The following is a 14896-nucleotide window of genomic DNA, read 5'->3' as shown; positions in this document are numbered from 1 at the left end:
CACACCACCACACACCCCTCGCAGGGCGCCAACCCACCCCGGGCCCCCCGCTTCCTCGTTCTGTGGAGCTAAGGAGAATTGAACTCCTGACCTCCTGCATGCCATGCAGGCGCTCTACCAACTGAGCTATAGCCCCTTGCCTGTGTCCTCCGCCGGTGTTCCCCGCGGCGACGTAGAGAACATTAACGCCCCCGTCCGCGCTTCTCCAAATCCTTTGTCCGCCGGGCCTCCGGCGGGCCTGCGAAGGGCCTGCGCCGGGCCCGCGGGGAGGCGCGGAACCGGCCGTTCAGGCCGTGGCGAAGGAGTAGAAGCGCTTGAGGGTGCAGTGCTCGTCCAGCAGACGGCCGTAGATCGGCTCGCCCTCCAGCTCGCGGTAGGTCTCGATCGGGTCGCCTTTTATGATCAGCGCCCGCGCGCACTCCTCGCACCAGTACTGGTACTCGGGGTTGACGGGATCCATGTCCCTGACGATGGGCGTACCGCCGCCGCACCAGTCGCATTTCCGCCTGTGTGCACCCATCAGTCAGCTCCAGCAGTGTCCGCAGGCCGTGCACACGTAGGAAACGCCTCCGTTGTCACCGAGGACCTGTGCGACATGGGACGAGCCGCAGGACGGACAGCTGAGATTCGCCCGCGTCTCCGCCGTGACGAGCAGCTCGTCGGCAGCCCTCTCGGCCTCCTCGCCGCTGGCGGACATCACGCGCTCCCTCCGGTACCGCCGGTGTCCCCCTCCGGCCGTCCGATTCTGCCACGGCGGCGCGGGGAGGTCAGCGGCGTTCGCGAAGGAGAAGGGCCCTGATCACCGGGTCCGGGGCGAACCACCGGGAGAATAGGGAGAAGTGGGGACGTCTCACCGAGGGCCGGCCGCGCCGGGCAGCCGGGCGCGGGGCAGCACAAAAGATCCCGCCCCTGAAGAGGGACGGGATCCGATTGTGGAGCTAAGGAGAATTGAACTCCTGACCTCCTGCATGCCATGCAGGCGCTCTACCAACTGAGCTATAGCCCCGCGTGTTCTTCGCGCTCCGCGCTGCGAACAAGAAGAACTTTAGCCTGCGACCTGCCGGAAAGCGAAATCCGGGTCGGGGGCCGCCCCGGCGGGGGACGCCGGGGCACGGACGCACCCCGCGGGAGACTCAGGTGTCGTCGCCGAGGACCGGCTCGGGCAGCGTGCCGGCGTTGTGCTCCAGCAGCCGCCAGCCCCGGGCGCCCTCGCCCAGCACCGACCAGCAGCAGTTCGACAGTCCGCCCAGGCCCTCCCAGTGGTGGGCCTCCAGACCGAGGAGCCGGCCGATGGTCGTCCGGATGGTGCCGCCGTGGCTGACGACCACCAGGGTGCCGTCGTCCGGCAGCTTCTCGGCGTGGCGCAGGACGACGGGCGCGGCCCGGTCCGCGACCTCGGTCTCCAGCTCGCCCCCGCCGCGCCGCACGGGCTCGCCGCGCTTCCACGCGGCGTACTCCTCGCCGTACCGGGCGACGATCTCCTCGTGGGTGAGGCCCTGCCAGACCCCCGCGTACGTCTCGCGCAGCGCCGAGTCGTAGGCGATGTCGACGCCGGTGAGCACGCCCAGCTCGGCGGCGGTGGCCGCCGCCCGCTTGAGGTCCGAGGCCACGATGGCGTCGGGCCGCAGGGAGGCGAGCAGCCGCGCCGCGCGGCGCGCCTGGGCCAGGCCGGCCGCGGTCAGCTCGATGTCCGTGCTGCCCTGGAAGCGGCGCTCCAGGTTCCACGCGGTCTGACCGTGCCGCCACAGGACGATCCGGCGCCCGGGCTTCCGCTCCGGCACGGGTACGGGTGCGTCGGCGGTGGCGGCCGTCGCCGCCGGGGCCCCTTCGTTCGTGCCGCTCAGCTCAGCTCACCTTCCGCGTCCTTGCCGGTCGTCCGCGCGTGCTCGTCGGCCTTGCCGCGCGTCTTCCGCGCGTCCTCCGGCAGCGGCAGCTCGGGGCAGTCCTTCCACAGGCGCTCCAGCGCGTAGAAGACGCGCTCCTCGCTGTGCTGGACGTGGACCACGATGTCGACGTAGTCGAGGAGGATCCAGCGGGCGTCGCGGTCGCCCTCGCGGCGCACGGGCTTGGCCCCGAGCTCCTTGTTCAGCCGCTCCTCGATCTCGTCGACGATCGACTTGACCTGGCGGTCGTTGGGCGCGGAGGCGAGCACAAAGGCGTCGGTGATCGACAGCACGTCGCTGACGTCGTACGCGATGATGTCGTGCGCGAGCCGGTCGGCGGCCGCCTGGGCGGCGGCGTTGACGAGCTCGATGGAACGGTCCGTAGCGGTCACTGGCAGGCTTTCGTCGGCGGTCGGATTCCTTCCAAGGGTCTCATGGGCCGCCGACAGAGCACGCCCGCATTGTTCGGTACGCGTCACCAGCCCGGGGCGTGCCCGGTCCGGTGACGCGTACCGGCGTCAGCCCTCGTAGTCGGAGCCCAGGACCACGGACACATCCGCGTTCGTCGCGGGCTTCCCCTTCTTCACGGCGCCCGCCGGCAGGCCCAGGGTCTTGGCGACCTCCTCGGCCTGCGGCTTCTGCGCCTCGTCCGCGTAGGTGACCTGCGAGGACCCCGCCGCCGCGGCCTTTCCGCCGTCGATGACGGTGTAGCCGCCGTTGACGAGGGAGATCCGGGCCTGCTCCGTCGCCCCGGCCTCGCCGCTCGCGTTCCGGATGCCGACGCGCACCGCCGAACCGGGCTCGGGCGCGGTCACCGAGCCGCCGAGGACGTCCTTGACCACGCTGCTCGCGGCCTGTTCGGTGAGCGTCCCGTCCTGCTGGACCGGCAGGACGGCCGTTGTGTAGTCGCCGCCCTTGGCGTGCTCCGCGAGCTTCGCCAGCGAGGTGCCGAGGGCCCGCTCGTTGAGGGACGGGTCCAGGATCTGGCCCAGGGTCTCGACGATCACGGTCGCCGAGCCGGGGTCGTCCGGCAGCTTCTTCAGCACGGCCTGCATCACCTGGCCGAAGCGCTGGAGCTGCTTCTGCTCGGGCTCGCCGCTGTTCAGGTGGGTGGCGTAGGCGACGGCCGCGCGCCCGTTGAGGGTCTGGTTCTCCCCCTTGCGCACCAGGGGCTCCTCCCCCTTCTTGGCGGCCGGGACGCCGGTGTCCGTCGTCAGGTCGATGGTGCCGACGAGTTCGACGAGGTTCTCCAGGTACGGGGTGTCCAGCCGCCAGGTCCCGGAGACCTTCGCCCCGAGGAGGGTGCCGATCGCCTCGCGGGTGCCGGTCGACCCGTCGTCCTCCACGGACTTGCCGAGGGTGGTGGCGGTGCCGTCGTCGTTGGCCACCGAGAGGGTGTTGGGCAGCAGGACGGTGGTGCCGTGCTCGGCCGTGACGTTGTCGACCAGCAGGGCGGTGGAGGTGCGGTCGCTCTTGGTGCTGTGCAGATGGACCACGATCACATCGCGCTTCTGCGCGCCGCCGGCGGCCGTCTCCGCGCTCTTCCCGCCGGACATGCCCGGCAGCTTGCCCGCGTACCAGAGGTAGCCGACGCCGCCGGCCAGGACGAGGGCGAAGGTGACGGCCAGGGCCACGATCCGGTTGCGGCCGCGGCGCTTGGCCTCCTCGCGGCGCTCGGAGCGGCTCTCGGTGAACTTGAGCCAGTCGATGACGTCCTCGGAGTCCTCGTCGGGCTCCTCGATGAAGGCGAACTGCTCGGTGCGGTAGTCGCGGTCGTCGTCCCGCTGCCCGGGAGCGACCCCGGCCCCGCCCCTTTCGTCCTCCGCCTCGGCCCGGCGCTGCTCCGGGACGGCGGGCGCGGGGGCGGCGGCGGGCTGCTGCTGGTACTGCCCCTGCTGGGGGAGGTTCCACTGCTGCGTGGTGTCGACGGCGGCGGGCTGGGTGCCGGTGTCGTAGGAGTAGCCGTCGTAGCCGCCGCCCCCGTTGGTGCCGTAGGGGTCGTACGGGGCGTACCCGCCCTGCTCGCCCTGCCCGCCCTGCTGCCGGTACGGGTCCTGGGGGTACGCGTCGGCCCGGCCCGCGTAGCCGGTGTCCCGGTACTGCTCAGGGTAGGGGGACTGCTGCTGTGCGTAAGGGTCGTACTGCTGGGGCTGCTGGTAGACCGGCTGCCCGTACTCGTCGTAGCCGATGATCTGCGGCTGGCGACCGTACGGGTCGTACGGATACTGCTGGTCGTTCACCGGTGCCCCTCTCCGTGGCTCAGTCGCCGCGGTACAACTGGCGCTTGTCGATGTAGCGCACCACACCGTCCGGCACCAGATACCAGACCGGGTCGCCCTGGGCGACCCTCTCCCGGCAGTCGGTCGACGAGATGGCGAGCGCGGGTACCTCCACCAGAGAGACACCGCCCTCGGGAAGCCCGTCGTCGGTCAGATCATGACCCGGACGGGTCACACCGATGAAATGCGCGAGGGAGAACAGCTCCCCGGCGTCGCGCCAGCCGAGGATCTGGGAGAGGGCGTCGGCGCCGGTGATGAAGAACAGGTCGGCGTCGTCGTTCAGGTCGCGCAGGTCCCGCAGGGTGTCGATGGTGTACGTCGGCCCGCCGCGGTCGATGTCGATGCGGCTGACCGAGAACTGCGGGTTGGACGCCGTGGCGATGACCGTCATCAGATAGCGGTCCTCGGCCGGTGACACGGCCTTGTGGCTCTTCTGCCACGGCTGTCCGGTCGGTACGAACACCACCTCGTCGAGGTGGAACAGGGCCGCCACCTCGCTGGCGGCCACCAGGTGTCCGTGGTGGATCGGGTCGAAGGTCCCGCCCATCACGCCCAGTCGGCGCTTGCCGGAACCGGACCCCGCGGCCGCGTTCTGCTCTCCCATGCGTGCAGAGCCTACTGGCACGGTCGTCCGGCCGGTCCCCGGCGGTCGCGTCCGGTTCAGCGGTCGCGGTTGAAGCGCGTGGTGATCCACAGCAGCAGCATCAGGACCACGAAGGCGCCGATGCCGGTGACGTACGGGTTGAGGCTCTGGTGGTTGCCGCCGTGCTCGGCGCCCTCGGCGAGAGTGACCAGGTTGGCGGCGGCGCTCGTGAGGCTCATCTTCAGCAGGACCTATCGATCGGGATCAGGGCTCGGAGACTTCGCGCACATCGTATGCGGGCCGCTCGGGCACGCTCACGCCGACTCGGTCGTTGAGGTTATCCACAGGCCCCGTCAGGTCTCGGCCCAGCGCCTACGCTGGGGTCCTGTCAGGGGGACGAGCACGACTCGCAACACAGGGGGCACCATGACCGAAAGCCAGGAGCGCGTACCGAGCAGGCAGCGCCGCCGCTTCCCGGAGATCTCCTCCCGGGCGTACGAGCATCCGGCGGACCGCTCGGCACTGGTGGCGCTGCGCAAGCTCAGCGGTTTCGACACCGTGTTCAAGGCGCTCAGCGGGCTGCTGCCGGAGCGAAGTCTGCGCCTGCTCTTCCTCTCGGACTCGGTGCGGGTCTCGGACGCCCAGTTCGCACACCTGCACACGATGCTGCGGGACGCCTGCTACATCCTGGACCTGGAGAAGGTCCCCGCGATGTACGTGGCGCAGGACCCGAAGCCGAACGCCATGTGCATCGGCATCGACGAGCCGATCATCGTGGTCACCACCGGCCTGGTGGAGCTGCTCGACGAGGAGGAGATGCGGGCCGTCGTGGGCCACGAGGTGGGCCACGCCCTCTCCGGCCACTCGGTCTACCGCACGATCCTCCTCTTCCTCACCAGCCTGGCCGTCAAGGTCGCCTGGATCCCGCTGGGCAATGTGGCGATCATGGCGATCGTGACCGCCCTGCGGGAGTGGTTCCGCAAGTCGGAGCTGTCGGCCGACCGCGCGGGTCTGCTGGTCGGCCAGGACCTCCAGGCGTCCATGCGCGGTCTGATGAAGATCGCGGGCGGCAACCATCTGCACGAGATGAACGTGGACGCCTTCCTGGCCCAGGCCGAGGAGTACGAGGCCGGCGGCGATCTGCGGGACTCCGTCCTGAAGATCCTCAACGTCCTGCCCCGGTCCCACCCGTTCACCACGGTGCGCGCGGCGGAGCTGAAGAAGTGGGCGTCCGGCCGCGACTACCAGCGGATCATGGACGGCCACTACCCGCGGCGCACGGAGGACAAGGACACCTCGGTGACCGACTCCTTCCGCGACTCGGCCTCCCACTACGCGGACTCGGTGCGCAGCAGCAAGGATCCGCTGATGAAGCTCGTCGGCGACATAGCCGGCGGCGCGGGCGACCTGGGCGGCAAGCTCCGCGACAAGTTCACCGGCGCGTCCGGATCCGGCTCGGGCTCCGGGTCCGGCTCGGGCTCCGGGCCGGGGTCGGGTCCGGCGGGGAGCAACGGCAGCGGCGGCGGACGCGGGGAGGGCTGAGGCGCACTCGGTCCTGACCGGGCGGGGCGGGTCGGCTCGGGCGACCGGTCAGGACGGGGCCGGCCGCGGCAGCGCCTTCGGCGCGAGGGCGCCGCACAGGGTGGCCGTGGCGGGGCCGTGCGCATAGGGATCGGTGCCCGCCGGTCCGCTCGGGCCCGCCCGCTCCCCCGCGAGCAGCGGGCGCAGCGTCCCCGAGGCGTCGGCGGCGCAGTCCTGGGGTCCGGCCTGGGTGTGGCTGACCAGCACCTCCAGCCGGTGGTGGCGCAGATCGTCGCGGTCCATCCGGAAGTGCAGCTCCCGCCGCACGGTGAACAGCGACGCGGCCCGGGCCGCGGAGGGGCCGGACACGGCGGCGGGCCGGAGCGCGTAGGCGTAGGTGTGGTCGGCGGTGACCTCCAGGGCGTCGCTCTCCCCCTCGGTGACGAGCAGGGAGCCCCGGACCCGGGCCGTGGTGTCGGCCAGGGCCACCTCCTCCGGGTCGAAGCGCACCAGCCAGCCCGTGGTGGCGTGCCGGCCGTCGGCCTCGGGGGCGGCCACGCCGCGGTCGAACTGGGGAAGCTGCTCGGGCCGCAGGAGCGCCCGCACGGAGCGCACCTCGCCACCGGTGAGCACGGCCGGGTCCAGCGCTGAGGCCACCAGGTAGTCCTTCACGGTGGCGAGGGCCGTCATGACCTGGTCCTCGGTGAAGTGGGCGGTCCGGCGGACGGCGGGCATGGTCACCCCGGCGGCGCCCTCCCGGTAGGCGCCCGCAGGTCCGGCGCCGAGGATCTGCGCGGGTGTGCCGCCGGGCACGGGGCCGCGGGGCGAGAGGGAGACCAGGGTCATCCGCAGGGCCTCGGCGGGCCGTGGGGGCACGGGCCGGTGCGGCTGGCGGACACCGAGATAGGCGACGGTCCCGAAGGCGACCGCGACGAGGACAAGGAGGACGAGAAGACGGCCCCCGCCCCGCCGGCGGGAGGGCAGGCTGCGGACGGCGGGCGCGTGGTCCTCCAGGCGCTCCACGGCGGAGAACTCCTGCACGCGGGCAGCCTGTACGAACGATTCGTCGAAGACGACGGACCGGTACTCGTCCTCGTCGCCCGGTAGTCCGTCGGGCGTGCCCTCAGGCGGGTCTCCGCGCCGGGTCATACTTTCAGGTTAGGTCCGTCGCGAGTCAGGTAAACGCGGAGCTGCTCCACAAGTTGCGACGGGGGCGCCCCACGTACGGCCACATGGGTCAACAGGGCTGCTCAGGGGCCGTGCGGCAGGGCGGGGACGCGGGACGGCGGCCGGTCCGCCTCGGCGGTGGGGGCGCTGCCGCTGACGGTCGCCCCGGTCGGCGGGGCGTCCACGCCGGTGCGGGCGGGCTGCGGCACCTGGTCCTCGCGGTTGTCGGAGGTTCCCCGGTAGACCGCGCTGAAGGCCAGGGCGACCATGCCCATGCCCATCACCAGGGCGAGGACCCAGGCGACGGGCCGGTGCCAGCGCCCGGTGCCACGGTAGGGGCGCAGCGCTCCGCCGTGACGGCCGTAGGGGCCGCCGGGCCGGTCGTCCTCGGCGCACTCGCCGTCGTCGTCCGCGCCGTCGTCCACCGGTCGTGCGGGGCGGCGGGCGGGGAAGCCGTCGTAGCGGTCCTCGTCGCCGGGGGCGCCGCCGTGGCCGTAGCGGGCGGCGTCGGCCTCGGCGCGTGCCTCGGCGGCGGCGAGCAGCCGCTCGACCGCGGTCGGTTCATGGATCTCGGCGGCCCGGACGAAGTCCTCGTCGAACACCACGGAGGCGAAGTCCCAGTCCGCGCCCCCGCGGTCGTCGTCGGGCTCCCAGCCGTCCGGGAACGGCCTGCCCCCCACGTCGTCCGGCACGCTCTCAGCGTAGTGCCGGGGCGCCGGTTTCGGCAGGGAGAGCGCGAACTCTCCCCGCCCGGGTGACGCCCCGCACGCCCGCGCTGACGGTCCCGCGCCGACGCCTCCGGCCGGGCCGGGGGCGTGCGAGGGGGCGTCAGCGCGGGCGGCGGGGTGCGGTCACCTGGTGTGGCCGTCGCCGGTCACGATGTACTTCGTGGACGTCAGCTCCGGCAGCCCCATCGGGCCCCGGGCGTGCAGCTTCTGCGTGGAGATGCCGATCTCCGCACCGAAGCCGAACTGGCCGCCGTCGGTGAACCGGGTGGAGGCGTTCACGGCGACGGTGGTGGAGTCGACCAGCTGGGTGAAGCGGCGCGCCGCCGCCTGGGAGGTGGTGACGATGGCCTCGGTGTGGCCGGAGGACCACAGCCGGATGTGGGCCACGGCCGCGTCGAGGGAGTCGACCACGGCGGCGGCGATGTCGTAGGAGAGGTACTCGGTCTCCCAGTCGTCGGTCGTCGCCGGCACCAGGGTGGCCTTGGTGGCCTCCGCGTACCCGAGGACCCGCTCGTCGGCGTGGACCGTGACCCCGGCCTCGGCGAGGGCGTCGAGGGCGCGGGGCAGGAAGGCGTCGGCCACGTCCTGGTGCACCAGGAGGGTCTCGGCGGCGTTGCAGACGCTGGGGCGCTGCGCCTTGGAGTTGACCAGGATCTCCACGGCCATGTCGATGTCGGTCTCGGCGTCGACGTAGACATGGCAGTTGCCCGTGCCGGTCTCGATGACGGGGACGGTGGAGCCCTCGACGACCGCGCGGATCAGCGAGGCACCACCGCGCGGGATGAGGACGTCCACCATGCCCCGGGCGCGCATCAGCTCCTGCACGGACTCGCGGCTCTCGCCCGGGACGAGCTGCACCGCGTCGGCGGGGAGGCCCGCGCCGCCGACGGCGTCGCGGATGACCTTCACCAGGGCGGTGTTCGAGGAGTACGCGGAGGACGAGCCGCGCAGCAGGACGGCGTTGCCGGACTTCAGGCAGAGCGCCGCGCCGTCGACGGTGACGTTGGGCCGGGCCTCGTAGACGATGCCGACGACGCCGAGGGGGACCCGGACCTGGCGCAGGTCGATGCCGTTGGGCAGCGTGGAGCCGCGCACCACCTCGCCGACCGGGTCGGGGAGCTGCGCCACCTGCCGCACATCGGCGGCGATGGCGCGCACGCGCTCCGGGGTGAGGGTCAGCCGGTCGATGATCGACTCGCTGGTCCCGGCCTCCCGGGCGCGGGCGACGTCCTCGGCGTTGGCCTCGACGATCTCGCTGGTGCGGACTTCGAGCGCGTCGGCGATGGCGAGCAGCGCGTCGTCCTTGGCCGCGCGCGGCAGCGGGGCGAGATCGGCCGAGGCGGCCCGCGCCCGGTAGGCGGCCTGGGCGACCGGCGAGAGGTTGTCGTACGGCGTGACCGAGGAGAGCGACGTCATACGGGCAGGGTAGTGCGCCCCGGGCGCGTGACCGGCGGGTATCCCGCACTACGAGACGAAAGCGAGACAGAACCGAAGGAAGCGCCCGTCCCGGACCGGGCCACCGCCGTCCCGGACCGGGCCCGCCCGTGCCCCGGCCGATCCGTCCCCGGGCCGGACCCGCCCGGCCGCCCTGCTGGTCCGGCCCGGTCCAGCCCGCCCCCGGTCCGGGCCCGCCCGGCGTCAGTACGGGTGGACGCCCACCCGGGAGGCCGGTGGCGGGCCGTAGCCCTCGGCGACGCGGAGGTGGTAGGTCTGCCGGTCGATGACCTCCAGGCCGACGATCTCCCAGGGCGGCAGCTTCGCCGTCGAGCGGTGCTCGCCCCACAGCCGCAGCGCGACGGCCGCCGCGTCATGGAGGTCGCGGGCCTCCTCCCAGTAGCGGATCTCCGCGTGGTCGGTGGCGTAGCGGCTGGTCAGCAGGAAGGGGTGGTCGTGGGCGAGTTGTTCGAGGCCGCGCCGCACCTCCTGGAGCGGCGCCGCCGCGCCCGAGACGCTGAGGGTGATGTGCCACAGCCGGGACAGCGGCTGCTCCCGGGCGCCGCCGCCCGTCTCGCCCGTCGCCGGCGCGTCCCCGGTGTCCGCGGCGTCCACAGGGCCCACGGGCCCCACCGCCTTCACCGCCGCCACCGGGGCCGCCGCCACCGGTCCGTGTACCCGTGCGGGCCCGTGCGGCACGGCCTCCGGCCCGGGGGCGGGGGCGTCGACCGCCCCGCCGGGCGAACCCGGCGCGCCCGCCGGCCCCGGCACCTCGGCCGGCCGTTCCCCCACGTCGGCCGCCACATCGGCCGCTCCGCCGACACTCGTCAGGGTCCGCTCGTCGCCCGCCGCCCGGCGGGCCTGGGTGGGCCTCCCGTTGGTTCGGGGCATGTCCCCAGGGCGCGCTCGTCTCACCGGCCGCCTCCTGTTGCTGCGTCGTCGCGACCCGTGGATCCCGCGGGTCCGCAACAAAGTTGACCAGCCCACGGCAGGGCGTGGGGCCGTTTTGGTAAAGGTCTCGGCCCCAGGGCGGGACTTTCCGCCCTTTCGGGGCCGGTCAGCCCTCCAGGACGACGAGATCGTCGCGGTGTACGACTTCGCGTTCGTACGCCGGGCCGAGCTCGCGCGCGAGTTCCCGGGTGGAGCGGCCGAGGAGCTGGGGGATCTCCCGGGCGTCGAAGTTGACCAGCCCGCGGGCGACCGGGCGGCCCTCGGTGTCGCGCAGCTCGACGGGGTCGCCCGCGGTGAACTCCCCGTCCACGGAGTCGATTCCGGCCGGCAGCAGGGACTTGCGTCCGTGCACCACGGCCCGCACGGCGCCCTCGTCGAGGGTCAGCGACCCCTGGGGGGTGGAGGCGTGGGCGAGCCACAGCAGCCGGTCGGCCGAGCGGCGGCCGGTCGCGTGGAAGAAGGTGCCGGTGTCCCGGCCCGCGAGGGCGTCGGCGGCCCGGCTCGCGGAGGTGAGGACGACGGGCACCCCGGCAGCGGCGGCGATCCGCGCGGCCTCCACCTTGGTGACCATGCCCCCGGTCCCGACGCCCGCCTTGCCCGCGCTGCCGATCTGCACATGGGCGATGTCGCCGGGCCCCCGGACCTCCTCGATCCTGGCCGTGCCGGGGCGGGACGGGTCGCCGTCGTAGAGGCCGTCCACGTCGGAGAGGAGGACCAGCAGGTCCGCGCGGACGAGGTGGGCGACCAGCGCGGCGAGGCGGTCGTTGTCGCCGAAGCGGATCTCGTCGGTGGCGACGGTGTCGTTCTCGTTGACGACCGGCACCGCGCCCATCTCCAGCAACTGGTCCAGGGTGCGGTAGGCGTTGCGGTAGTGGGCCCGGCGGCTGGTGTCGTCGCTGGTCAGCAGGACCTGGCCGACGCGGACCCCGTACCGGGCGAAGGAGGCGGTGTAGCGGGCGACCAGCAGCCCCTGGCCGACGCTGGCGGCGGCCTGCTGGCGGGCGAGGTCCTTGGGGCGGCGGGCGAGGCCGAGCGGGGCGAGTCCGGCCGCGATGGCGCCGGAGGAGACCAGGACTATCTCCTTCTCGCCGCCGCTGCGCACCTTGGCCAGGACGTCGACCAGCGCGTCCACGCGGTCGGCGTCGAGCCCGCCCGCGGCGGTCGTCAAGGAGGAGGAGCCCACCTTGACGACGATCCTCCGGGCCTGTGTCACCTGCTGTCTCGCCTCTGTCACACGAGGAATCTATGCCAGGACCGGGCGCGGGCGCGCACGTGTTCCGGCCGCTGGACAGCGGGGACGGCCCCGGTGGGACGCGTTCCGCCGCCGGGCGGACGGTCGCGGCTCCCTTGGAGGCGACACCCCGTGCCGGATGCGTCCCGGTCCCGGAAAACCCGGACCGACCGTGGTTAGGGTGCGAAGGAGGCGAAAGCGGGCACGCGGCAGGTGTACGCGGACACGCCTTCGCGTCCGCTGCCTACACGAGTGCCTACATGAGACGGGGACACTGCTGTGTCGGTCAAAGTGAGCGTCGTCATCCCGGTCTACAACCCCGGCCGGTACATCGATCCCTGCATCGACTCCCTGATCCGGCAGACCCTCCCGGCGGACGAGTTCGAGGCCGTCTTCATCGACGACGGCTCCACGGACGACACCCCGCAGCAACTCGCCGAACTGGCCGGGAAGCACCCGAACTTCCGGGTCGTCCGCATCCCGAACTCCGGCTGGCCGGGCAAGCCGCGCAACATCGGGGTCGCCGAGGCGCGCGGCGAGTACGTCCAGTTCCTCGACCAGGACGACCACCTGGGCCCGGACGCGCTGCGCCGCCTCTACGACATGGGGCACCGCAACGGCTCCGACATCGTCCTCGGCAAGGTGGCCAGCGACTTCCGCGGAGTGCCGCACGGCGTCTTCCGCCGGGACCGCGAGAAGTGCACCCTGCGCACCGCGCCGCTGTTCGACAGCCTGACCCCGCACAAGATGTTCCGCGTCGCCTTCCTGCGCGAGCACGGCATCGCCTACCCCGAGGGGAAGCGCCGGCTGGAGGACCAGCTCTACATGATGCGGGCGTACTTCCCCGCCGAGAACGTGTCCATCGTCGGCTCGTACACCTGCTACTACTACTCGAAGCGGGACGACGGCAAGAACGCCGGGTCGGCCCGGGTCGTGCCCGCCGGGTACTACGCCAACCTCCGCGAGGTCCTCGACGTCGTGGCCGCCAACACCGAGCCCGGCCCCTTCCGGGACAAGGTGCTGCGCCGCTTCTACCGCGTCGAGATGCTCGGCCGCCTCAGCGAACCCGCCGTGCTGAAGTACGACGACGCCTATCTGCGGGAGATGGTGGACGCGGTCCGGCCGCTCGCCGAGGACTTCATGGGCGACTCGGTGCGGGACGGCATGGGTCCCCTGCTCCGCCTGCGCGCCGCCCTGCTGCGCGAGGACGACGCGGAGGGGCTGGTGCGCCTCGCCCGGTTCGCCGCCACTGTCAAGGGCGCGGCCCGTCTGGACGACCTGAGCTGGGACGCCGGGAGCGACCGGCTCTCGCTCCGCTTCACGGCCCGGCTGGTGCACGGCGAGGAGAAGCGGCCGCTGAAGCTGGTGCGCCGCGACGGCCGGCTCTGTGTGCACCCGGACATCACCGCCGGGTTCCTCCCCCCGGGCCGCCTCCTCGACGTGACCGACGACCTCGACGGCTTCACCGCGGAACTCTCCCTGCGGGACCGGGAGAAGGCCGTCGAGTGGCCCTGCCCTGCCGAGACGGAGCGCCGGCTGGAGACGCTGGACGAGGGCGACGCGGAGGGCGAGGAGGGCGAGGAGACCTGCGAACTCGTCGTGCGCGGCACGGCCCGCCTCGCCCCCGCCGGCGGGAAGGGAGCGGCGGGCGGCAACGGCGCGGTGTACGGAAAACTCCGGCGCGGCTTCTGGGACGCCTGGGTCCCGGTCCGCGGCTTCGGCCTGGTCCGCAAGGCGCGGCTGGGGGCCGACCGGGCGGAGCACATCCCCGACCTCCCGGAGCCCGCCCTGCTGACCGCCGGGGCCCGTCCGGTGATCCCCTACTTCACCCACCCGCACAGCAATCTCACCCTCGACGTCGACCGCCGGGGCAAGACCCTCGGGCCCCATCTGCGCGACCGCCCGGTGCTGCGGATGCCGGGGCGCACCACCGAGCTGCGGCTCGGCATCGTCACCGCCCCGGCGACCGGGCCCGTCCCGGTGGAGCTGGTCCTCAGCAAGCCGGTGGAGGGGGCGGGAGAGCCGGACGGCCCGCAGCCCTCGGTGGTGCACACCTGGGCGGGCGTGCTGCGCCCCGCGCAGGGCCGGGCGCAGCTGACCGTGCCGCGCAGGGTCGCGGGGGCGCCGCCCGGCGCCTGGCGGCTCGGCGTGCGGCTGGACGGCGACCGGGCGGCCCCGCTCGACCTGTGCGCGGCGGAGGTCGCCGCCGGCGGGCTCCTCCGGATCGACCCGGCCCTGCCGGTCCCGGACCCGGCCTCGCTGCGGAGCATCACCCGGCAGCGGCGGCGGGCGGCGGTGCGGCGGGCCGTGAAGGCGACCGCGGGGCCCGTCGTGCGCCGGCTGCCGCCCCGCTGGCGCAAGAAGGCGCGCCGCTTGGCGGCGCGCCTCCTCGGCTGAGAGCCGCGGGCCCGGGCCCGGTCACCAGGGCCGGGCCAGGTCACCGGGGCCAGGTCGCAAGGGCCAGGGGCTCGAAGTCCCCGGCCCCCGCAAACACTCAGCGCCCCCGCAGCTCCTCGCGGAACGAGACGCAGTCGGCGTACCGGGGCAGCAGCCCCTGGGCCTCCGCCTCCGCCAGGGTGGGCGCCTCCTCGTCCTTGGCGGACAGCAGCGGCAGGATGTCCGCCGGCCACTCGATGCCCAGCTCCGGGTCGAGCGGGTGGATGCCGTGCTCCCGCTCGGGCGCGTACCCCTCCGAGCACAGGTAGACGACGGTGGCGTCGTCGGTCAGCGCGAAGAAGGCGTGTCCGAGGCCCTCCGAGAGGTAGACCGCGTGGTGCGACTCGTCGTCCAGCCGGACGATCTCCCACTGCCGGTACGTGGGAGAGCCGACGCGGATGTCCACGACGACGTCCAGGACCGCGCCCCGCACGCACTTGACGTACTTGGCCTGGCTCGGCGGCACGTCCGCGAAGTGGATGCCCCGCAGGGTGCCCCGGCGGGAGACGGAGCAGTTGGCCTGCGCCAGGGCGAGGTGCTGGCCGGTGGCCTCCAGGAAGTCGTTGCCCCGGAACCACTCGTGGAAGCTGCCGCGATCGTCGGTGAACACCTTGGGCTCGTGCACCCAGGCGCCTTCGATGGACAGAGGTCGCATACGGTTTCCGTTCTCGTTCTTGCGGTGG

Annotated in this window: 15 protein-coding genes and 2 tRNA genes; 2 read left to right on the top strand and 15 right to left on the bottom strand. The window is 73.2% G+C overall.

The genetic code is table 11. The features are described 5' to 3' along the window. Nucleotides 1-63: 63 nt before the first annotated feature. The 9 genes from ABZ457_RS19760 to ABZ457_RS19720 all read right to left on the bottom strand — a co-directional run bounded on the left by ABZ457_RS19760 (nt 64) and on the right by ABZ457_RS19720 (nt 4984). Nucleotides 64-136, bottom strand: a tRNA-Ala gene (locus tag ABZ457_RS19760). A 150-nt stretch (nt 137-286) separates the two neighbouring features. Beyond that, the gene (locus tag ABZ457_RS19755) at nt 287-520 is read right to left on the bottom strand and encodes a hypothetical protein (protein ID WP_147986417.1); all 234 of its coding nucleotides are present in this window, start codon (nt 518-520) and stop codon (nt 287-289) included. 3 nt (nt 521-523) lie between these two features. Continuing rightward, nucleotides 524-697, bottom strand: coding sequence for a hypothetical protein (locus tag ABZ457_RS19750; protein WP_018846672.1), 174 nt, complete (start codon nt 695-697; stop codon nt 524-526). A 236-nt stretch (nt 698-933) separates the two neighbouring features. Then, nucleotides 934-1006 (bottom strand) — tRNA-Ala (locus tag ABZ457_RS19745). A gap of 127 nt (nt 1007-1133) precedes the next feature. Next, the gene (locus tag ABZ457_RS19740; RefSeq protein ID WP_359158858.1) at nt 1134-1781 is read right to left on the bottom strand and encodes a histidine phosphatase family protein; all 648 of its coding nucleotides are present in this window, start codon (nt 1779-1781) and stop codon (nt 1134-1136) included. Between the two features lie 59 nt (nt 1782-1840). Further along, nucleotides 1841-2275: a ribosome silencing factor gene (gene rsfS / locus ABZ457_RS19735; RefSeq protein ID WP_359158857.1), complete on the bottom strand. Its 435-nt coding sequence runs from the start codon at nt 2273-2275 to the stop codon at nt 1841-1843. Between the two features lie 126 nt (nt 2276-2401). Then, on the bottom strand, nt 2402-4123 hold the full coding sequence (locus tag ABZ457_RS19730) for an LCP family protein (RefSeq protein ID WP_359158856.1): 1722 nt from the start codon (nt 4121-4123) through the stop codon (nt 2402-2404). A gap of 19 nt (nt 4124-4142) precedes the next feature. Further along, complete coding sequence (nadD, locus tag ABZ457_RS19725; RefSeq protein WP_359158855.1) at nt 4143-4766, bottom strand: nicotinate-nucleotide adenylyltransferase; 624 nt, start codon at nt 4764-4766, stop codon at nt 4143-4145. Nucleotides 4767-4822: 56 nt separating this feature from the next. Continuing rightward, complete coding sequence (locus tag ABZ457_RS19720; protein ID WP_359158854.1) at nt 4823-4984, bottom strand: hypothetical protein; 162 nt, start codon at nt 4982-4984, stop codon at nt 4823-4825. Nucleotides 4985-5171: 187 nt separating this feature from the next. On the opposite strand from ABZ457_RS19720, the gene ABZ457_RS19715 reads away from it, so the two are divergent. After that, a complete protein-coding gene (locus ABZ457_RS19715; RefSeq protein WP_359158853.1) occupies nt 5172-6287 on the top strand; it encodes a M48 family metallopeptidase in 1116 nt (371 codons plus the stop codon). 48 nt (nt 6288-6335) lie between these two features. Here ABZ457_RS19715 and ABZ457_RS19710 read toward each other — a convergent pair whose 3' ends face one another. From ABZ457_RS19710 to proB, 5 genes are all read right to left on the bottom strand, one after another. After that, the gene (locus tag ABZ457_RS19710; RefSeq protein WP_359158852.1) at nt 6336-7415 is read right to left on the bottom strand and encodes a hypothetical protein; all 1080 of its coding nucleotides are present in this window, start codon (nt 7413-7415) and stop codon (nt 6336-6338) included. A gap of 101 nt (nt 7416-7516) precedes the next feature. After that, a complete protein-coding gene (locus ABZ457_RS19705) occupies nt 7517-8125 on the bottom strand; it encodes a hypothetical protein (protein WP_359158851.1) in 609 nt (202 codons plus the stop codon). Between the two features lie 159 nt (nt 8126-8284). Then, on the bottom strand, nt 8285-9577 hold the full coding sequence (locus ABZ457_RS19700; protein WP_359158850.1) for a glutamate-5-semialdehyde dehydrogenase: 1293 nt from the start codon (nt 9575-9577) through the stop codon (nt 8285-8287). A gap of 222 nt (nt 9578-9799) precedes the next feature. Beyond that, nucleotides 9800-10486: a hypothetical protein gene (locus ABZ457_RS19695; protein WP_359158849.1), complete on the bottom strand. Its 687-nt coding sequence runs from the start codon at nt 10484-10486 to the stop codon at nt 9800-9802. A gap of 166 nt (nt 10487-10652) precedes the next feature. Then, nucleotides 10653-11780, bottom strand: coding sequence for a glutamate 5-kinase (gene proB, locus ABZ457_RS19690; RefSeq protein WP_359158848.1), 1128 nt, complete (start codon nt 11778-11780; stop codon nt 10653-10655). 276 nt (nt 11781-12056) lie between these two features. Here proB and ABZ457_RS19685 point away from each other — a divergent pair, with 276 nt between their 5' ends. After that, complete coding sequence (locus ABZ457_RS19685; RefSeq protein ID WP_359158847.1) at nt 12057-14174, top strand: glycosyltransferase family 2 protein; 2118 nt, start codon at nt 12057-12059, stop codon at nt 14172-14174. Between the two features lie 97 nt (nt 14175-14271). On the opposite strand, the gene rfbC is transcribed toward ABZ457_RS19685, so the two are convergent. Beyond that, nucleotides 14272-14868 (bottom strand): dTDP-4-dehydrorhamnose 3,5-epimerase, encoded by a 597-nt coding sequence (gene rfbC / locus ABZ457_RS19680; RefSeq protein ID WP_359158846.1) that lies wholly within the window; start codon nt 14866-14868, stop codon nt 14272-14274. Nucleotides 14869-14896: the final 28 nt, after the last annotated feature.

It is taken from the genome of Streptomyces sp. NPDC005805, assembly GCF_040630445.1.
In the GTDB taxonomy this organism is placed as follows: domain Bacteria; phylum Actinomycetota; class Actinomycetes; order Streptomycetales; family Streptomycetaceae; genus Streptomyces.
The sequence above is the reverse complement of the archived record's forward strand: the minus strand, read 5'-3'. Positions and strand labels throughout refer to the sequence as shown.